Annotated in this window: 15 protein-coding genes; 9 read left to right on the top strand and 6 right to left on the bottom strand. The window is 65.9% G+C overall.

Annotated features, from left to right (window positions below; all coding sequences use genetic code 11):
* Positions 1–330 precede the first annotated feature (330 nt).
* Positions 331–945: a PilZ domain-containing protein gene (locus ACQR1B_RS10055; RefSeq protein ID WP_434831086.1), complete on the bottom strand. Its 615-nt coding sequence runs from the start codon at positions 943–945 to the stop codon at positions 331–333.
* A 190-nt stretch (positions 946–1,135) separates the two neighbouring features.
* Between ACQR1B_RS10055 and ACQR1B_RS10050 the strand changes: the two genes are divergently transcribed.
* Positions 1,136–2,119: an MBL fold metallo-hydrolase gene (locus ACQR1B_RS10050; RefSeq protein WP_434831087.1), complete on the top strand. Its 984-nt coding sequence runs from the start codon at positions 1,136–1,138 to the stop codon at positions 2,117–2,119.
* A 20-nt stretch (positions 2,120–2,139) separates the two neighbouring features.
* Here the strand turns inward: ACQR1B_RS10050 and ACQR1B_RS10045 are convergent, their stop codons facing one another.
* The gene (locus ACQR1B_RS10045; protein ID WP_434831088.1) at positions 2,140–2,697 is read right to left on the bottom strand and encodes a PAS domain-containing protein; all 558 of its coding nucleotides are present in this window, start codon (positions 2,695–2,697) and stop codon (positions 2,140–2,142) included.
* A 511-nt stretch (positions 2,698–3,208) separates the two neighbouring features.
* Between ACQR1B_RS10045 and ACQR1B_RS10040 the strand changes: the two genes are divergently transcribed.
* Together ACQR1B_RS10040 and ACQR1B_RS10035 are read left to right on the top strand one after the other, a co-directional pair.
* A complete protein-coding gene (locus tag ACQR1B_RS10040) occupies positions 3,209–4,000 on the top strand; it encodes a rhomboid family intramembrane serine protease (RefSeq protein WP_434831089.1) in 792 nt (263 codons plus the stop codon).
* A 298-nt stretch (positions 4,001–4,298) separates the two neighbouring features.
* Complete coding sequence (locus ACQR1B_RS10035) at positions 4,299–4,727, top strand: CBS domain-containing protein (protein WP_434831090.1); 429 nt, start codon at positions 4,299–4,301, stop codon at positions 4,725–4,727.
* On the opposite strand, the gene ACQR1B_RS10030 is transcribed toward ACQR1B_RS10035, so the two are convergent.
* Positions 4,714–5,730 carry a patatin-like phospholipase family protein gene (locus tag ACQR1B_RS10030; protein WP_434831091.1) on the bottom strand — a complete coding sequence of 339 codons (1,017 nt, stop codon included), beginning with the start codon at positions 5,728–5,730 and terminating at the stop codon, positions 4,714–4,716. The genes ACQR1B_RS10035 and ACQR1B_RS10030 overlap by 14 nt on opposite strands.
* Positions 5,731–6,002: 272 nt before the next feature.
* Between ACQR1B_RS10030 and ACQR1B_RS10025 the strand changes: the two genes are divergently transcribed.
* Positions 6,003–7,079 carry a hypothetical protein gene (locus ACQR1B_RS10025; protein ID WP_434831092.1) on the top strand — a complete coding sequence of 359 codons (1,077 nt, stop codon included), beginning with the start codon at positions 6,003–6,005 and terminating at the stop codon, positions 7,077–7,079.
* A gap of 63 nt (positions 7,080–7,142) precedes the next feature.
* Positions 7,143–7,313, top strand: a complete 171-nt coding sequence (locus ACQR1B_RS10020) for an RNA polymerase sigma factor region1.1 domain-containing protein (protein ID WP_434831093.1) — start codon at positions 7,143–7,145, stop codon at positions 7,311–7,313.
* A gap of 274 nt (positions 7,314–7,587) precedes the next feature.
* Here ACQR1B_RS10020 and ACQR1B_RS10015 read toward each other — a convergent pair whose 3' ends face one another.
* Positions 7,588–9,207: an IS1182 family transposase gene (locus ACQR1B_RS10015; protein ID WP_434831094.1), complete on the bottom strand. Its 1,620-nt coding sequence runs from the start codon at positions 9,205–9,207 to the stop codon at positions 7,588–7,590.
* A 741-nt stretch (positions 9,208–9,948) separates the two neighbouring features.
* Here ACQR1B_RS10015 and ACQR1B_RS10010 point away from each other — a divergent pair.
* Complete coding sequence (locus ACQR1B_RS10010) at positions 9,949–12,417, top strand: putative bifunctional diguanylate cyclase/phosphodiesterase (RefSeq protein WP_434831095.1); 2,469 nt, start codon at positions 9,949–9,951, stop codon at positions 12,415–12,417.
* Between the two features lie 201 nt (positions 12,418–12,618).
* Here the strand turns inward: ACQR1B_RS10010 and ACQR1B_RS10005 are convergent, their stop codons facing one another.
* Positions 12,619–13,182, bottom strand: coding sequence for a nitroreductase family protein (locus tag ACQR1B_RS10005; RefSeq protein WP_434831096.1), 564 nt, complete (start codon positions 13,180–13,182; stop codon positions 12,619–12,621).
* 284 nt (positions 13,183–13,466) lie between these two features.
* Here ACQR1B_RS10005 and ACQR1B_RS10000 point away from each other — a divergent pair, with 284 nt between their 5' ends.
* Positions 13,467–14,381 carry a hypothetical protein gene (locus ACQR1B_RS10000; RefSeq protein ID WP_434831097.1) on the top strand — a complete coding sequence of 305 codons (915 nt, stop codon included), beginning with the start codon at positions 13,467–13,469 and terminating at the stop codon, positions 14,379–14,381.
* A gap of 78 nt (positions 14,382–14,459) precedes the next feature.
* On the opposite strand, the gene thrS is transcribed toward ACQR1B_RS10000, so the two are convergent.
* Entirely contained in the window at positions 14,460–16,526 is a 2,067-nt protein-coding gene (thrS, locus tag ACQR1B_RS09995; protein WP_434831098.1) for a threonine--tRNA ligase, read from the bottom strand.
* Between the two features lie 278 nt (positions 16,527–16,804).
* On the opposite strand from thrS, the gene ACQR1B_RS09990 reads away from it, so the two are divergent.
* Together ACQR1B_RS09990 and ACQR1B_RS09985 are read left to right on the top strand one after the other, a co-directional pair.
* Entirely contained in the window at positions 16,805–18,160 is a 1,356-nt protein-coding gene (locus tag ACQR1B_RS09990) for a hypothetical protein (RefSeq protein WP_434831212.1), read from the top strand.
* A gap of 80 nt (positions 18,161–18,240) precedes the next feature.
* Positions 18,241–19,416 (top strand): MFS transporter, encoded by a 1,176-nt coding sequence (locus ACQR1B_RS09985; protein ID WP_434831099.1) that lies wholly within the window; start codon positions 18,241–18,243, stop codon positions 19,414–19,416.
* Positions 19,417–19,517 lie beyond the last annotated feature (101 nt).

Here is a 19,517-nt window from a genome sequence, read left to right as displayed (position 1 = left end):
TTGGCCCCCGTTTTCGTTGGGACCATGTGTCTCACAAAGATTTTTCGCTGCCGCTAAATCGCCACGATGGATTTGACGAAAACCCAATTCAAACAAGGCGATAAATCAAATCTTTGTTGAATCGAATTCGCTTAAAATTTGAATCGATCGGGATTGATTCAAATGCTCCGCATTAAGACGCGAACCGCTGCCGTTGCAGCGTCGGCGGCGCTTTTCAGGCCCTGCATTAACTCCACCGGATGCGGCATGCGATGGCCGAACGCCGAACGGCGCCCGCGGTGGCGGACGCCTGCTCTCCGTGAAGTTGCGGGATTCGTGGGGTTTTCGGCTTTACCGCGCGGTAACGCTCTCTTCGAGCGTTTCGGCGAGCTGCGCATGGACGAACTCGATGGCGAAGCCGCCTTCGAGATTGCGCACCACGCGCGCCTGCACGCGGCCGAGCATGACCTGCGATTTCAGCGGCGGCCGGGTCTCGGCCGCAATGGCCGCGCCCGACAGCGACATGTCGATGATGCGGCAGGTCATCTTGGTGCCGTCCTCGAGCGTCAGCACCGCGATCGGGTTGCGCGGAATGATACGGTCGTGGCGGCGATCCTCCGGAAGGTTGAGGATGTCGCGGTTGGCGAGCCAGGTCAGCTGGGCCGCGAGCTTGTCGCGCTTGCGCGCGGTCGCGCCGATCGTCATCGCGAAGCCGTTGTCGATGATGCGGGTGATCTTGCCCTCGACGCGGCCGATATGGTCGAGATAGGCGATCACGCGGTCGCCGACATTGCCGATGCCGGGAGCGAGCAGCGCGAGCCCGCCGGGCGACATGTTGATGACCTGGCAGGGAAACTCACGGCGGTCGGGCAGCATGTAGCGGCCGAGCAGGTGGACCTTGACCCGCTGGAAACGGCGGCGCTCCTCGGCGGCCGGAAGTGATTGTTTTTTATTCGGCAACGCCATGTTTCGCCACTCAAAGCCGGGCTCTTAGCAGCGCCGGACGCTCCAGCAACGAAACTAAATGCTGCACGGTTAATTCAGCGTTATCGGAACGACATGGAGCCGGCTGCAAACTCCCATGGAGGAGAGCCGGAGACCCTGCTAGACAGCGCCCGCGCGTCATCGCGCCAAGATGAAACGGGAGGGACGTCCGATGCGAAGCCTGATATGCGCGACTGTGGCGCTGGCGTGCGCCGTCGTGGCATCGATGCCGGCCGGCGCGGCCGAGATCAAGGTGACACTGCTCGGGACCGGCACGCCGACGCCGCGTCTGTCGAGCTTCAGCGCCGCGACCCTGATCGAGGCTGGGCCCGAGCGGCTCCTGTTCGACCTCGGGCGCGGCTCCACCATCCGCCTCTTCCAGAAGGGCATTCCGCTCGGCTCCATCACCGCGCATTTCATCACGCATCTGCATTCGGACCATGTCGTGGGTCTGCCCGACATGTGGCTGAGCGGATGGATCGGCACGCCCTGGGCCTCGCGCAAGAAGCCGATGGTGGTGTTCGGACCGCAGGGGACGGTGGCCATGACCGAGAACCTCACGAAGGCGTTCGCCGAGGACATCCGCATCCGTATCGCTGATGAGAACTACCCGCCCGAAGGCGCTGCCTTTGCCGCGACCGATGTCGCGCCGGGAGTCGTCTACGACAGCAACGGCGTCAGGGTGACCGCGATCGAGGTCAATCACGGCGAGAAGATCAAGCCAGCGTTCGGCTATGTCGTCGAATTCGATGGCAAGAAGGTCGTGCTGTCCGGAGACACCAAGCCCGATCCGCGGGTGGCGAAGGCGGCCGAAGGCGCCGATCTCCTCATCCATGAGGTCGCCGTCATCGATCCGGAACTGCTGACATCCTACCCGAACTACCGCGCCATCGAGGATCATCACACCTCGCCCGAGGAGGCCGGCAAGATTTTCGCGCAGGCCAAGCCAAAGCTCGCGGTCTACTCGCACATCGTGTTCGCGACGGTGAAGCCTGTGCCCGACGTCCCGGAGGATGCCCTGAGCGCGCGCACCCGCAGCACCTATCGAGGGCCGCTGGTGGTCGGACGCGATCTCATGTCCTTCGTCGTCTCCGATCACGTCGCGGCATTCGCGCCCGACGGCAGTGGGCTGACGCCGCTAACGGGCTCGCCCTGAGGCGAGCGCGGCCTGTTTGCCTAGCGCAAACCCTCATACACCATGAGCCCGCGGGCGAGTGCGAGCTTGCGCAGCGCGCGTGGCACGATCGGCTCGGCCGGCGGATGGATGTAGCGCCAGGAGACCATTTCCAGCGGGCCGAGCGCGCCTTGTGGCGTCTCGAACGGGGCGAGCAGGCCGGTCAGGCTGATCGGCTCATGCGCGCGGATGGCGAATGGCAGCAGCAGGAGCTCGAAATGCGCCGTGCTGCGATCCGGCGCCTCGGCCCTGACGCCGGCGATCGCGGGCAGCGTCTCCTCGCAGACCACGGTCGTGATCTCCTCGATCTCGCCGCGGCTGCCGGGGACGAAATGCGCCGGGAAGCTCTGGTCCTTGACGTCGCCGCCGAGCAGGGCGCACAGGCGCGTGCCGGCCATGCGGAACGGAAAGCCGCTTGCCGCATCGCAGGACAGCACGAAGATGTCGCCGAGCAGCTCGCGCACCGCCGCCGGCTCGAAATCGCTGCGCTCCGGTGCCTTGGCGCGGCCACGCCTTGCGTTCCAATAGGCGAAGAACTCGCGATTGGACGGATGTTTCATCTGAATAACCCCTCGCGCCCTCGACGCCGGCAGGACATCGCTGTCCCGCTTTCGTCCAGGGGCTTCCCTGGTTCGTTGTGCAGGAGGGGTTGTGCAGCGTCCATGCCGATGGTGCGATCTTCCCCGGCTTTCCCCCGGCCTTCCGCGCGTTAAGGTTAAATTAACGATGAACTTGGCGGCGGCCCCGGCATCGTTAATGATGCATTGATCAGGTCGCGGCCGGAAGGTGGAAGGTCCGCCGCGACACGGTGAAGGACACGGGGCGGCGTCAAACGAGTCCGGTCGCCGCGCCGGAAGAGCGGGACATTGATCCAAGGCTCTCCCGACGCGGACAAGACCGGCGGATCTCGCGAGGGAGGGCTTTCTCAGAGCTCTCCCTCTTTGCTTTCGAGATCTGCGTCAAGCCGGGCCTCCAGCCCGTCCACAAACTCTGCATGTGTGCGCTTGCACATCTTGGCCAAAGCCGCCTATCTGACGGGTCTGTTCCTCTCGTTCGAAGGCGTGCGGCCCCTTGGATTCACCGTCAGACCCCCATGATCCGCCGCTTCAGGCCGCGCGGGAGCCGGTGCTGAATCTGCCGGGGGCGCTCACGGCCTACATCGTCCTGATCGCTTTCATCCATCTGCGCGTGCTGCTGCCGGAAGAGTGGGACGGCTGGATCATCGACCTGTTCGCCTTTGTCCCGAAACGGTACGACCAGACCCTGCTGGACGGCGCATTCCCGGGCGGCACCGCGGCCAAGATCTGGACCTTCGTCAGCTACTCGCTGCTGCATGCCAATCTGACCCATATCGGTTTCAACGTGCTGTGGCTGCTGCCGTTCGGCAGTGCGCTGGCGCGCCGCTTCGGCGCCGTGCGGTTCTATCTGTTCCTGACCGTTACGGCGGCCGCGGGCGCGCTGGCGCATCTCGTCACCCACGAGCACGCGCTGGCGCCGATGATCGGCGCCTCGGCCTCAGTGTCCGGCGCAATGGCCGCGGCGATGCGCTTTGCCTTCGTCAGGGGCGGCTTCCTGTCGTTCGGCCGTGGCGACGCCGAGGCGGCGGCCAGGGTGCCGGCGCTGTCGCTGTGGCGTGCGCTGCGCAACCCGCGGGTGCTCGTCTTTCTCGCGGTGTGGTTCGGCGTCAACATCGTGTTCGGCGCCTTCGATCTGACGCCGGGCGCCGACGGCGCCGATGTCGCCTGGCAGGCCCATATCGGCGGCTTCGTCGCCGGTCTCATCCTGTTTGCGCTGTTCGATCCGATCCCGCATGTGCGTGATGATGCTGCACCTGCGTTGCCATCCGATCCGATCGACGGTTAGTTGCCGCGATCCTGCGCTTGCGAGCGCGCGTGATTTCATTCATCATTTGCGCCTGATGCAACCGGGGCACGATTCCGGGCAAATAAGGCAGGCCGATTTTCTTCGAATCTGAGGCCGGTCTTCGTAGACCAAGGCCGGCCTGCCGACGGCACTGCAACCTGAGCGCGATCGACAAAGTTGGATCGTTTGCATTGCCAGACTGTTGATCGAATACTCGCTTGACTGAAAACTGCTGCAGGCATCGGCCGCAACGACGCCTCGCTCAAGAAGGCGCACCGGCCTCTCAAGGAGACGAGCAATGACAGTACGTGCGATCCTCGACACCAAGGGCCACAAGGTCGAGAGCGTCGAGCCCCAGACCACACTTGCCGAAGCCGCCAAGCTGCTCGCCGATCGCAAGATCGGCGCGGTGCTGGTGATGTCGGGCACGCGGATGGAGGGCATTCTCTCCGAGCGCGACATCGTGCGCTCGCTCGGCGAGCGCGGCGCCACTGTTCTCACCGAGCCGGTGTCGGGGGTGATGACGCGCCGCGTCGTCAGCTGCAAGCCGGCGGACACGGTGGCGTCGATCATGGAGATGATGACCAACGGCAAGTTCCGTCATCTGCCCGTGATCGACGGCGGCCTCGTCGTCGGCCTGATCTCGATCGGCGACGTCGTGAAGTGGCGCGTCCAGGAATACGAGACCGAGCAGGAAGCGCTGCGTCAGTACATCAAGACGGCGTAGCTCCGCCGCCGGTCGGTGCCGCAGCGCCGATCGCCTCCTGGATGGAATCCAGCGCGCGCTCGGCCGCTCTCGTGCCGAACGCGATGAGATCGGCCGCGCGGTGAAAATCGAACCAGCCGATCTGTCCGACCCGGGGTGAAATTAGAAGATCCGGCGGATCGCCGGCGAGGCGTGCGCGCGTGATGCGGTCCTGCATGATGTTGAAGGCGTCGACCATCACCGAGGAGATGCCCGGTCGGCCGCCGCCGCCGAAGAACTGCCGTTTCACGGCGCGCTCGGCCGAGAACAGCCGGCCGAAGCGGCGTTTCGGCGGTGTGCTTTCCATCACCGTCTCCGGCACCTCGACGGGCTGGCCATGGGAATAGATCGTGGTCGAATGGGTGAACACGTCGCTCGACAGGTTGGCGGCGATCACGATTTCGGCGCCGAGCGCGCGCGCCGCCGACACCGGCACCGGGTTGACCATGGCGCCGTCGACCAGCCAGCGATCGCCGATCAGGACCGGCGCAAAGATGCCGGGCAGGGCGTAGGAGGCGCGCATCGCGTCGACCAGGCTGCCATGGGTCAGCCAGATCTCGTGGCCGGTGCGGATTTCGGTCGCCACGGTGGCGACCTTCATCGGCAGGTCCTCGATGGCGGTGCGGCCGAGCGAGGCTTCGAGTTGGGCTGCGAGCTTTTCGCCGCCGATCAGCCCGGAACCGTTGAGGCGGATATCGAGATAGCCGAGGATGTTGCGCATCTGCAGGCTGCGCGCCCATTCCTCCAGGGTATCGAGCTGGCCGGCTGCATAGGCGCCGCCGACCACGGCGCCGATCGAGGTGCCGACGACCACGTCGGGCACGATGCCGTGCGCCATCAGGGTCCGGATCACGCCGATATGGGCGAAGCCGCGCGCCGCGCCGCCTCCGAGAGCAAGGCCGATGACCGGCTTGCGGATCGTGCCGAGGCCGATATCTGCGCTTTCGGCCCCATTTTGGCGGCGTCCTTTCAACATATCCAGCACTGTCGTCTCCAAGCTCACTCAACTATGCAACGAGCAGGTCAATGGCACATGACGCTCGCAGCCGGCCCGGCCGTGAGCCTATCAGAAGCATCCTTTATGCCGATTGACCGGTGTCTCCGATGTCGCCGAATTGAAGTGGCGGCAGGATGGGAGCGGCCACGGCGGCAGCCGTGGGCGCGCGCCCGTGGCCCGGTTGCGCCGGTTGGGGAGGGGTTTCCCGGAGGGGTCAGTAGAGGCTTGAATTTGCCGCGTTTTCGGTCAAAAGCAGGACCATGACGACAGGTCGCGGGTTCACCAGGTTCCGGCGCAGCGGGCGGCTTTGGCTTGTGCCCGCCTTGTCGTGCCTGCTCGCCGGGCTGACCGTTGCGCCCGCCGCGGCGCAGCTGTTCGGCGACCGGCCGCCTCCGGTTCCGCCGGCTTCGGTGCCCGATCCCGGCGCCGCCGTCAGCCTGGCTCCACCGTCCGGCCCCGGCGCCGCCCCGGTTCCGCCGCCGGCCCCGCAGGCCGTGCCGGGACCGCCGGTCGCCGCGATACCGCCGGGCGCTCCCGCCGCAATCCCGCCGATCGCGGCGCCGCCGGCGGCAGCGCCCAATCAGGGCGTGCTGTCGCTCTCGGCGCGCTACGGCAAGGATCTGCCGAACATCAATGGCGGCCTGGTCTGGCGCGTCTTCGCCGACCGGCCGGACGAGACCGGCACCTTCAAGATGCTCCGCGAGGATCGCGGTGCCACGCCGAACATCGTGCTGCCGCCCGGCAATTACGTCGTCCACGTCGCGCTCGGTCTCGTCAGTGCGGTGAAGTCGGTGAACCTCAAGTCGGAAACCGATCGCGAGGCCTTCGTGCTGCCGGCCGGGGGCTTGCGCCTCGAGGGCCGGGTCGGCGCCAGCAAGATCCCGCAGAACCAGATCTCGTTCGCGATCTACAAGGGCAGCCAGTTCGATGGCCGCGAGCGCGCGCCGATCGTTCCCAACGTCGCCGCCGGCGACGTGCTGATGTTGCCCGAAGGGACCTACTACATCGTCTCGAACTATGGCGACGCCAACGCCGTCGTTCGCTCGGACATCCGCGTCCAGGCCAGCAAGCTCACCGACGTCACCGTCACCCACCGTGCCGCGGTCATCACCTTGAAGCTCGTCTCCGACAAGGGCGGCGAGGCGCTCGCCAACACCGCCTGGTCGGTCATCAACCCCGGCGGCGACGTCATCAAGGAATCGGTCGGCGCGTTCCCGAAGGTCGTGCTGTCCGAAGGCGACTACCGCGCCATCGCCAAGTATGAAGGCAAGGTGTTCGAGCGCTCCTTCAACGTCGTCAACGGCGTCGACGGCGAAGTCGAGGTGCTGGCGCGCTGAGCCGCGCGCACGCGACACCGACTCTCCCCGCTATCTATGAGAGCCAATCTCCGGGGGAGCCGCATGCAGATATCCGACATCATCCGCCAAGCCGTCGAGGTCGGCGAGCGCAAGGGCCGGATCACGTTCGACGAACTGAACGCGCTTTGCCCGGGCAACACAATCGAACCCGAGGACATCGAGCGGATCATTCAGGCACTCAGCGACGCCGACATCCGTCTGGAGGAGGAGTGATGCAAGAGCGAAGTTTTCGGCGGGAACGTACCTGATCAACAGTGTCGTCCCCGCGAACGCGGGGACCCATACCGCGGATGCTCTCGTGGGACGTCGCTGCCAGCTGCCCGCATCATCGAGGCCGGTGGTTATGGGTCCCGGCTCAAGGCCGGGACGACAGCGGTAATTGTCGAGGTGGCGGTGCACGCGACATGACTCGTGTCATGTTTGCCCGTCGGGTTACTGTGTCGCAGTTATTAGTCCTTGCGCCGTCGAGGCTGGGCAAGAATCCTGATTATGGGTCTGGGACCGCCCGCACCGGCGTGATCACGAGCGATAGCGAGAATCTAGCCTGAAATCGCGGGGAGACGAGCTGAATCGCGTGCAGAGCGGCCGCAAGGGCGACGAAGCATCGGTCGTGAGTCATGCGCAGCTTGTCTGCGAGGCAGACCAAGAACCGGTCGAGGCCTAGAATGTTGAGCAGGCGCGTGAAGTTGTAGCAGAGCGCCATCAGGCTCCATTCCCCGCGGACCTTGTCGAAGCCGCGAACCAGGAAGTGCTGATAGCCGGCGCGAGACTTCAGTGTCCCGAAGGGGTGCTCGACAATGGCGGAGCGACGACGCATCAGGTCAGCGGCGGCTTCGCCTGCCATTCTCTCGCGATGACGGTCGAGAACATCCTCGTGCTCCCAGCGGCTGACGCTGCGGGACGTTGCCTTTGGGGAGAGGCAGGATGCCTTCAATGGACAACTGCCGCAGATCTTGGTTGAGCCGAAATAGCGGTATTCGATCCGGCCACTGACGTTAGTCCATGGCTTCTTCGTCGGATGCAGCGATTGGCCGGCCGGACACCGGTAGGTATCGGTCGCGGCATCATAGCGGAAATCCTTGCGGGGGAAGCGACCCTCCTTCTCGACCTTGCCGTTGGTGTCGTTCAGCGGCACATAGGCCGTGATGCCGTCATCCTCGCAGGCTTTGATGTCTGCGCTGCTGTAATAGCCGGTATCGGCCAGGATCTGCAGGGTGTCGACTTCGAGGATCTCCTTGGCCGCCTGTGCCATCATGTGGAGATGCCCAGCATCGCTGCGGTTGACGACTTCGCTGGCGACGATCAGCTTGTGCTTGTCGTCGACGACGCTCTGGACGTTGTAGCCGGCGATGGTCTGGTCGCCCTTGCTCAATAGCCGCGCATCGGAATCAGTCGTCGACACCTGCCCCTTGTCACCGCTCTCGATCGCCTCAAGATCGGCCTGCGCGCGCGCCCGCCGGGCCATCAGCTCCTTCATCTTGTCGCCGACATCGCCGCCGCCCTTGGGGCCGCCCCCCGATCCCTCGGGGCGCTGCTTGGCTTCCGCGGCATCGTTCTCCTCGCAAGCCTTCCCGTAGGCCTCGATCTCCTGATCCAGCTTGGCGATCTGTTTGGCGAGCTTGCCGCGCGTGAAGATGCTGTCCTTGGCGGCGTTGCCGTGGAACAGGGCGCCATCGACCGCAACCAGGGTCCCGCCCACCAGGCCGAGTTCGCGCAGCAGCAGCACGAAGCTACGGTTGGTCGCCTTCAGCGCTTGCCAGTTCTCCTTGCGGAATTTGGCAATCGTTCGGTAGCCGGGCTTGAGGCTCTTCAACAGCCAGATCAGCTCGAGATTGCGGCCAGCCTCCTGCTCCAGCCGGCGCGACGACCTGATCCCGTTGATGTAGCCGTAGAGGTAGAGCTTCAACAAATCCGACGGATCATAGGGCGGCTGCCCGGCACCAACACCGCGCTTGGCGTGCCTGAAGCCCAAACTCGCCAGATCAAGCGCCTTGACGAAGCTCTCGATCGCCCGGACCGGGTTGTCGTCCCCGACATAGTCCTCGATCCGTGGCGGAAGAAGGCTGGCCTGCTCGCGGCTCTCGCCGCTCTTGAAAGTTCGATTCATGATGTGACAAATCGTACACGCAGCTCAACGGAAAAGCCCGGAATTCTTGCCCAGCCTCGTCGGGCAAATCGGGCCGATCTTTCCGCGCATCCCGTCCCGAGATGAGGGGCGTATCGCGGTCGTCACGGCACGCGGGGCGGGGAGCGGTGGGCGTGGTGGATTGCAGCGCGGGGTCTCTCGTGCCGACGAACAATTCGCTGCGCACGGTCAAGTCGCGCGGTCCTGACATCCCGACGCTGATGTCCCGCGCAATGCGCGCAAGCGCATTGTCGCGATATGGTGGCCAGAAAGCCCGGTGCACCAGGGAGAACGCGAAGCAGCCGTTCAACCATTGCGCAGGGAGGGCCGGGTTTCCGGCTGACCTGTGGTACCTGCCGCCTGCATTTTTTTGAGCAGGCGGGCCACGGGCCTCAGTCGAGGTCCGGCCTTCCCTGCGCCCTCACGTTTGTCGAGGGTTCGTATCAGGCATCACCCGGGCGGATCTCCGCCGCGGGAGCGCGACATCATGCTCGTGGCCGCGGAACGACGCCGCCCATCACGATCCGGCGAGCGGCATCGTCGAACGAGGTGACGTGCCGTCATAGTCGCTAACGCGCACTAACCATGAGACGACTTTAAACTGTCATATTCCATCAAGGCCCTCCGATCATTCCGGCCCTTTACAACTCATTAGACGCAAGCAACGCATTGGTAAGCGAGAACCGCCCGCGGGCGGGTCGCCGTGAATGCGTGAGGAATGCGATGAGTGCCGCCAAGACGACGTCCGAAAAGGTCAGCAACGATCTCTTCGACGACATCCCGGTGCTCAGGCGCAAATGGCAGGCGGCGCTCAAGCCGGGCCAAAGCCTGCCGCGCTACGAAGACGTGATGCTCGGCAGTCTCGGCCGGTTGGCGGATCACGTCGCGGTGCTCAGGAACGAGCATGGCGTGCTGGAGATTTCGCGCAGCGGACGCTACGTCCAGCAATGGCTGCAGGACGAACGCTGGGACATCGCGGTCGAGTCCGTCTCGCCGGATTGCGCGACCGTGCTCACCGAGGCCGCCAACGCGGCCCTGTCGGGCAGGCAGCCGCATTTGGCGACGGCTCATTGCGTGCGCGACGGCATGGTCCGCACCTACGACGTGCTGGCTCTGCCGACCAGCTCGCGCTGGGGCAGTACGCTGGTCGGCACCTACGTCAACGAGCGTGCCGCGCAATACAATCTGCTCGATGCGATCTTCTCGACGACGGATGACGGCGTCGTCTCGCTCGCGACCATCCGCGACGGCGCGGGCCAGCCTTGCGATTTCCAGGTGGTCCACCACAACCGGGCGGCGGCCGAGCTGCTCAGGCTGCCGCCTCTGACGCTGCAATGGCTTCGGCTGATGCAGGGCGGCGACATGCTGGGCGCGCCGGAGGTGATGGCGCGGCTGATCGGCGTCGTGACCTCGGGCGCGAGCGATCAGTTCGAGCTCGACAGCCATGATCGCAACCTCCGGCTCGGCGCCCATGCCTTCGGCGACATCGTCTCGCTGACCATTGCCGACGTCACCGCGCTCAAGCGCCGCGAGGCGTCGTTCCGGCTGTTGTTCGATGCCAATCCGATGCCGATGTGCATCCTCGACCGCAGGACGGCGCAGATCCTCAACGTCAACGATGCCATGGTCCGGCACTATGGCTACGGCCGCGCCGACCTGCTGCGCATGAGCGCGTGGAATCTCTGGCCGCCGGGCGAATGGGAGACGCTCGACGACGCGCTGCTCAAGCTTTCCGACGGCGATCTGTTCCACCGCGACTGGCGCCATCGCAAGGCTGACGGCAGCGAGATCGAGGTGCTGACCTATGGACGCGAGATCGCCTTCGACGGCCGCGACGGCGTGCTGGTGGCGATCGTCGACATCACCGAGCGCCGCCGCGCCGAGGCGCGCATCGCCTATATGGCGCATCATGACGGCCTGACCGGCCTACCGAACCGCGTGTTCTTCCAGCAGCGGCTGACGCAGGAGCTCGATGTCGCGGTTTCGGCAGCGAAGCGCATCGCGGTGATGTGCATCGACCTCGATCTGTTCAAGAACGTCAACGACTCCTTCGGACATCCGATCGGCGACCGGCTGCTGCAGGCGGTAGCGGACCGCCTCGAGCAGCAGATGCGAGGGGGCCATCTCGCCGCGCGGCTCGGTGGCGACGAGTTCGCGGTGATCATCTGTCAGACCACAGCCGAAGATGCGAGCGAGTGCGCGGGCCGCCTGATCGCGGCGCTCGGTGCCCCCTATGACATCGACGGCAACGAACTCGTCATCGGCGCCTCGATCGGCATCGCACTGTCGCCGCGCGACGGCGCGAGCTGTGAGGAGCTGATGAAGAATGCCGACATGGCGCTGTACCGCGCCAAGCAGGACGGCGGCCGCGTGCACCGCTTCTTCGAGAAGGAGATGGACCTCAAGGCGCAGAAGCGCCGTGACATGGAGCATGATCTGCGCCGCGCCTTCGCGCAAGGGGAGTTCGAGCTGCACTACCAGCCGTTGGTCGACGTCGCCACCAACACCATCGCCGGTTTCGAATGCCTGCTGCGCTGGCGCCATCCCGACAAGGGCATGATCTCGCCGGCCGACTTCATCCCCGTCGCCGAGGACATCGGCCTGATCGTGCCGCTCGGCGAATGGGTGCTGCGCGAGGCCTGCCACGAGGCGGCGCGATGGCCCGAGGGGATCAAGGTCGCTGTGAACCTGTCTGCGGTGCAGTTTCGCAGCCGCAACCTGGTGCAGGTGGTGATGCATGCGCTGGCGCAGTCCGGACTGGCGCCGGAGCGGCTCGAATTGGAGATCACCGAGTCGATCCTGCTCGCCGAGACCGAGGCCAATCTGGCGACGCTGCATCAGCTGCGCGCGCTCGGCATCCGCATCTCGATGGATGATTTCGGCACCGGCTATTCCAGCCTGAGCTATCTCAGAAGCTTCCCGTTCGACAAGATCAAGATCGACCGCTCCTTCGTCAAGGACCTGGCGCACCGTGCCGACTGTCTCGCCATCGTCCGCGCCATTTCCGGCCTCGGCCGCAGCCTCAACATCATCACCACAGCGGAGGGCGTCGAGACGTCAGACCAGCTCGAATGGCTGCGCGCCGAAGGCTGCAACCAGGTCCAGGGCTTCCTGTTCAGCGCCGCCCAGCCGGCGTCGGAGATCGCGGGTCTGTTGGCGCGGTTCGGCGTGCGATCGTCGAAGGCGGCGTGACGATGGGGCAGTGATTTTCGTGATGTCCGCAATACCCACCACTGTCGTCCCGGACAAGCGCGCGGCACGCGCGCGCCGATCCGGGACCCATAACCCCAGGCAGATGTGGTGAAGCGTGGTGTCGCCCGAGCGTCTGCCGCCACTGCCGCCGGTGGTTATGGGTCCCTGCTTTCGCAGGGACGACGGCGGAGATTATCGCCCTCAGAACCTCGTCACGATGTCCGCGAGCGCCGGGCGCGGGCGGTCCTCGTTCGGCCTTGTCGGCCTGCCGATATGAATGAGCCCGGCGAGCTTCTCCTCCGGCTTCAGCCCGAGGCCGTCGAGCACGTCGCGGTCGAACATGAACCAGCCCGACAGCCAGCAGCCGCCATAGCCGAGCGCCGTCGCTGCGGTCAGGATGTTCATCGCGCTGGCACCGGCGGACAGCTCCTGCTCGTAGGCCGGGACCTTGGGATGCGGCCTGGTGAAGCTGACCAGCCCGATCACCAGCGGCGCCTCCATGAGGCGGTTCTTCTCGATCTCCAGCTCGGCGGCCGTGGCCTGCGGGTTCTTCCTGGCGAACACAGCGGCGATGACCTCGCCGGCGCGGCGCCGGCCGTCGTCCTCGAAGACGATGAAGCGCCAGGGTGCGAGCTTGCCGTGATCGGGCACGCGGGCGCCGATGGTCAGGATGGTGTCGAGCTCGGCTGGCGAGGGACCAGGGCCGCTCATCTCACGCGGCTTCACGGAGCGGCGGGTCTTCAGCAGTTCAATCGCGTCGGGCACGTCGTTGGATCTCGTTCATTGTTCTCGCGACAGATAGCATGCGGGCCCGCCTGCAACGAGGCCATGGCACGGCGTTTTGATCGGTTCTACCGCCCTGATGCTGCAGCCGTTGCGGGTCCCAGCCCCTCGCTTCCCGCATTGCGACGGGCGGATGGCGCGACGGCTGCGGCCATCTGTCCGAACGGCGATAATCGCTGCAAACTGTCGAACCTTTGGCAGATCGGTAAAAACATAGTGCTGAGAGATCCACCGGGGGTGCTCGACGTGCAGGGACCGACGTGCCGATGACAGCGCTGACACCTTCACCCGACGCCGTCATCCGCCTGCGCGGCCACGTAGGCTTCGCCCAGGCGATGCGGGCCTCGACCGCCGCCGCGGTCAGGCTCTATCGCGGCGACCGCATCCTGAATGCGCTGCTGAGCGACCGGGCGCGAGCGCTGTTTCCGCACGTCGCGCTGTACCTGCATTTTGTCGGGGAGCGCGACGGCGAGCTTGGGCTCACCGTCGGCGCGATGAAGGAGATGTGCGCGCGGCTCGACCTGTGCAGCGGCGGGCGATGCGAGGCCATGCTGGCCTTGATGCGTGCGGCCGGCATGGTGGCGTCCGCCTCCAACCTGGACCGGAGGCGGCGGCCGCTGGTGCCGACCGACCGACTGATCGCCCTGCATCGCGAGCGCTGGGGCGTGCAGTTCGACGCCATGACCTCCGTGATCCCCGCAGCCGTGGCCTATCGGGCCGCGCTGAACGACCCCGCTTTCGTCAAGAGCTTCGTGCTCGAGCTCGGCCGCCGCTTCATTGCGGGCGTGCGTGTGCTCGACGGCGCGCCGGAGCTCGGGCCGTTTGCCGAGCGCACCGCCGGCATGGTGATCCTGTTCAGTTTGGCCCAGGGCGGCGAGCCGGACCGGCCGTTCCCGCCCGATGGCCCCGTGCCGCTCTCCATCAACGGGCTGGCGACGCGCTTCTCGGTGTCGCGCAAGCACGTGCTGACCTTGCTGCGCGACGCTCAGGAGCAGGGGCTGCTCGCCCGCGGCAACGACGCCATCACCATCCAGCCGAGAGGACGCGAGGCCGTCGAGCGCATGCTCGCGACGATGTTCTTGTACATGGCCGAATGCGCCGAGGTCGCGCTGCAGGCGGCGGACGCGGAAAGGCGTGCGACGGATGCAGCGGTCAGCCTATCAGCCTGGCAGCGCGTGTAGCCGGGTGAGCGCAAGCGACCCACGGGGAAACTTTTCCCGCATGTCGCTGCGCTCATGCAACTCCCGAATCGGGGCAGCTCAGGCCGCCTGGCGCTGACGGCGCCGTACGTCCGGCGGCGTCGCCTCGTCGACGAGGGCGGCAATCGCCTCCGCGGTCGGCATCACCGTCTGGCCGTCGCGGCCAAGCCTTCGGACGGAGACCGAATGCGTCTCGGCCTCCTTCTTGCCGACGACGAGCAGCGCCGGGATCTTCTGCAGCGAGTGCTCGCGGACCTTGTAGTTGATCTTCTCGTTGCGCAGATCGATCTCGGCCCGCAAGCCCGCCCGCCGCACCGCCGCAAGCACCTGCTTGGCGTATTCGTCGCCTTCGGAGGTGATGGTGGTGACGACGACCTGCGTCGGCGCCAGCCACAGCGGGAAGCTGCCGGCATAGTGCTCGATCAGGATGCCGATGAAGCGCTCCATCGAGCCGCAGATGGCGCGATGGACCATGACCGGCGCCTTCTTGGCGCCGTCGGCGTCGATGTAGAACGCGCCGAACCGCTCCGGCAGGTTGAAGTCGACCTGCGTGGTGCCGCACTGCCAGTCGCGGCCGATGGCGTCGCGCAGCACATATTCGAACTTCGGCCCGTAGAACGCACCTTCGCCCGGATTGATCTCGGTGCGGATGTGGTTGCTCTGCGCCTTGATCTCGTTCAGCACGGTGGCCATCACGCGCTCGGCGTGATCCCACATCTCGTCGGTGCCGACGCGCTTGTCCGGCCGGGTCGAGAGCTTCACCGTCAACTCGCCCTCGAAGCCGAAATCCGAGTAGGTCGACAGGATCAGGTCGTTGATCTTCAGGCACTCGTCGGCGAGCTGGTCCTCGGTGCAGAACACATGCGCGTCGTCCTGGGTGAAGCCGCGCACGCGCATCAATCCGTGCATGGCGCCGGAGGCCTCGTAGCGGTGCACGACGCCGAATTCGGCGAGCCGCAGCGGCAGGTCGCGGTAGCTCTTCAGGCCATGCTTGAAGATCTGCACGTGACCCGGGCAGTTCATCGGCTTCAATGCAAACCAGCGCTTGTCTTCGGCCTCCTCGCCGGCCGACTGCGCCGCGAACATGTTCTCGCGGTACCAGCCCCAATGGCCGGAGGTCTCCCACAGCGACTTGTCGAGGATCTGCGGCGCGTTGACCTCGTCATAGTCACCCGCAAGACGCCGGCGCATGTAGGCGATCAGCGCCTGGAAGATGCTCCAGCCCTTGGCGTGCCAGAACACGACACCAGGGCCTTCCTCCTGGAAATGAAACAGGTCGAGCTCGCGGCCGAGCTTGCGGTGGTCGCGCTTCTCGGCCTCCTCGATCTGCTTCAGATAGGCGTCGAGCTGCTCCTGCCTGGCGAAGGCGGTGCCGTAGATGCGGGTCAGCATCGGATTGTTGGAATCGCCGCGCCAATAGGCGCCCGCCACCTTCATCAGCTTGAAGGCGTTCCCGATCTTGCCCGTCGAGGTCATGTGCGGACCACGGCAGAGGTCGAACCAGTCGCCCTGGTAGTAGATCTTGATCGGCTCCTCGCCCGGAATGGCGTCGACCAGCTCGACCTTGAACGCCTCGCCCTTGTCGCGGAACACCTGCTTGGTCTTCTCGCGGTCCCACACCTCCTTGGTGAAGGGCTTGTCGCGGCCGATGATCTCGCGCATCTTTTTCTCGATCGCGGCGAAGTCTTCGGGGGTGAACGGCTCGTTGCGGAAGAAGTCGTAATAGAAGCCGTTCTCGATCACCGGGCCGATCGTGACCTGGGTGCCCGGCCACAGCGCCTGCACGGCCTCGGCCAGCACATGCGCGCAATCGTGCCGGATCAGCTCAAGCGCGCGCGGATCGTCGCGGTCGACGAGCTCGAGCCTGGCGTCCTCGTTGATCGGGTCGTTGAGGTCGGTGAGATCGCCGTTCAGCGCCATCGCGACCGTGCGCTTGGCGAGCGAGGGCGAAATGCCCCTGGCGATGTCGAGGCCGGTGGTTCCCCTCGGATATTCGCGCTTCGCGCCGTCAGGGAAGCTGACCGTGACCTTCTCGACCGGGGCGGCGGGCTTCAAATTGCTGAGGCTGTACTGGAAGCCGGGCTTGGCATGTTCGGATTTGGGATCAGGCGATTTGGAATCTGGCATGTGTCTCTCCTTGAGCTCACTCCTGCGAACGAGCGCAGGTAAGCGGGAGCAAGGGGTATAGCAGGGGATTTGCAGGCTGCAACTGGGAGAGGGAAGGGAAAACCAGCCGATTGGGCGAGCCTGTTGCGCTGCGGACATTGCTGCAGAAGGCCGGTATGATACAACTTCAAGTATTCGGGGCGTGGGGACGTGTGGCGATGGTGTCTTTTGCGAAGACGCCGCTTTCTCTTTCTCTTCAGCGTGGCGGCATCCAGATTGCGGCCGCGCTGCTCTTGCTCATGCTGACGAGCGCGCCCTCGCGTTCGGCGGTGCCTCCGACGGGCAAGCCGGCGGCGTCGGCCAAAGCGTCCGTGCAGCAGAAGCCAGCCCTGCAACAGCCTGCGGCACGGGCCACGCCAGCGGCTCCGGTCAAGCCCGAGGCCGATCTCAAGCCGTCGAAACGTCCCGCCAAATCACCGCGGCTTGCGGACAATTTCGCGCCGATTTCGTTCGCCCTCGTCAAGGGACCGGCCGACGCCTGCGGGCCGGGCTGCGACAGCTGGATTGCGGCCGAAGGCAAGATCGATGGCGGGGCCGCGGCGCGGCTGCGCAAATTCATGAAGCAGATCGGCGACCGCAAGCTGCCGATCTACTTCAATTCGCCGGGCGGCAATCTCGAACAGGGGCTCGCGATCGGCAATTGGCTGCGCGAGAAGAAGGCCTCGGCCCGGGTCGGACGCACGACCATCCAGGAGTGCGGCTTCGAGCCTCAGGAAGGCGAGGTCTGCACCAGGCTGAAGCAATCCGGCCGCGAGCTGCATGGCGAGGTCTGGACCCGTGGGGCGATGTGCAACTCCGCTTGTCCTTACGTCATTCTCGGTGCAGCCACGCGCGACATCGCGCCCGATGCGACGCTCGCGGTGCATTCGCCGCGCGTCATCCTGAACTTCACCGGAGGCGTGCCGGCTCCCGAGGTGCGCGCGAAGGCGTTGCAGCAGGCCATGGCGCGCTCCGACAAGATGGTGCTGGACTACATCACCAGGCTGGGCGCCGATCCGGGTCTGCTGACGGTGGCGCGGTCGGTCCCGTTCGAGGGCATGCGCGTGCTGACGCGGGAGGAGATCGCGCGCTTCGGGCTCGACCGCCGCGAACGCGTCGAGAGTCCCTGGATGTTCGAGGCCGCCAGTCGCGGCATCGCCTACAAGACCATCCTGACGCGCAAGGACGGCGAAGCCTCGTTCCGCACCACACGCCTTCAACTCGTCTGCTTCGATCAGGACCGGTTCGAGCTGGACGTCGAGCGCAACGCTGCAGCGGGCGCCGGTGCGCTGTCGATCGCGAGCGGGGACATCAAGCTCAACTTCCTCTCGCCGCCGCGTCGGACGAGCGATCGCGAAACGTGGGGCGTGTTCTTGAATGCAAGCCAGATGCGGGCGCTGGCGTCGGCGCCGGGCGCCGATCTGAGCGAAGCGCCGCTGAATGCCGTACGCCCCGGCGTGTCGACGTTTTCGGTCGGTAGCGAGGGCCTGCAGAACGCGCTGAAGAAGCTGACGGACAGCTGTCCGCCGCCGAGAGCCGGGGTCCATCCGTCCGGCGCGCCGATTCCGTGGGCTCGGTTTCCTTCGCCACAGGCGTCGGCGCAGCCGGCGCGCTGATGCTGACCGGAACGGAAATGTCATGCGCGGCATGAGACATTTTCATGCAGATGCATGAAAATGTCTGCTAATGAGGCGGCATGACATCCAGTCTCGCCCCACCTCGCTTCGCACCGACCGCGCTGATGCTCGGCAACCTCGTCACCGGCTGCTCGGTGCTCGCGCCCGCCGGAATGTTGCCCGAGCTCGCGTCGGGCCTCGGCACCGGCGTTCACACCGCGGGGCTCCTGATCACCTTCGGCGCGGTGGTGCTCTGCATCTGCTCGCCGCTGACCGCCTGGCTCACCAGCCGCTTCGACCGCCGCCACCTGCTGGGCGCGACGCTGCTGGTGCTCACGCTCGGCAATCTCGCCTCCGCCTTCGCGCCGGACTATGCGAGCCTGCTGGCGATCCGGCTGCTGATGCTCGCCGTCGGCGCGCTGTACACGCCGCAGGCGGCGGGAACGGCCGCCCTGATCAGCCCCGCGGAGAAGCGCGGCAGCACCATTGCCTACGTGTTCCTCGGCTGGTCGCTGGCCGCCGCCGTCGGCCTGCCGCTGATCACCTTCATCGGCAGTCATTCGGGCTGGCGCACGGCCTATGTCGCCGTCGGCGCGGCGGGAGCTCTCAGCTTCGCGTTGCTGACATGGCGCCTGCCGTCGGGTCTGAAGGGCGCGCCGGTCGAGCTCTCGACCTGGATTGCGCTCGGCCGCAACCGCATGGTCATGCTGCTGCTGTTGATCACGACGCTGCAGATGTCGGGGCAGTTCGTGATCTTCACCTTCATGGGGCCGCTGCTGACCAAGCTGACCGGCGCCGATCCGACCCAGGTCGGACTGGTGTTTGCGATCTGCGGCGCCTGCGGCTTCCTCGGCGTCGTCATTGCCACCCGCATCGTCGACGGCTGGGGACCGTATCGGACGTCGCTGCTGTTCACCTGCCTGATGTTCGCAGGAATCGCGGTGTGGACAATCGGCGCAGGGGTCTACGCGCTGATGGCAGTCGCGGCGGCGATCTGGGGGCTGGGATTTGCGTCCACCAACTCGATGCAGCAGGTTCGGCTGGTCGCGGCAGCGCCGCCGCTGGCCTCGGCCTCGGTGTCGCTCAACACTTCCGTGCTCTATATCGGCCAGGCCATCGGGTCCGCAGTCGGCGGCAGCCTGTTCGCGCGCGATGTCCTCGGCGCCACCGGACCCGTCGCACTGGGGTTCGTCCTGCTGGCGCTGCTCGCGATCCTGGCGAGCCGTCCCCGGGTGCCGGCCGCGGTTCTGGCCTGAGGTCCACCGCGAACAGGCGCTTGGCAAAACCCGCCGGACCGGATTAAAGCCGCTGTGGTGGGAGCTGTAGGGCGGAGATGGCGCCATGTCGGGCGCGCGGT

Source organism: Bradyrhizobium oligotrophicum (assembly GCF_051168495.1).
In the GTDB taxonomy this organism is placed as follows: domain Bacteria; phylum Pseudomonadota; class Alphaproteobacteria; order Rhizobiales; family Xanthobacteraceae; genus Bradyrhizobium; species Bradyrhizobium oligotrophicum_A.
The sequence above is the reverse complement of the archived record's forward strand: the minus strand, read 5'-3'. Positions and strand labels throughout refer to the sequence as shown.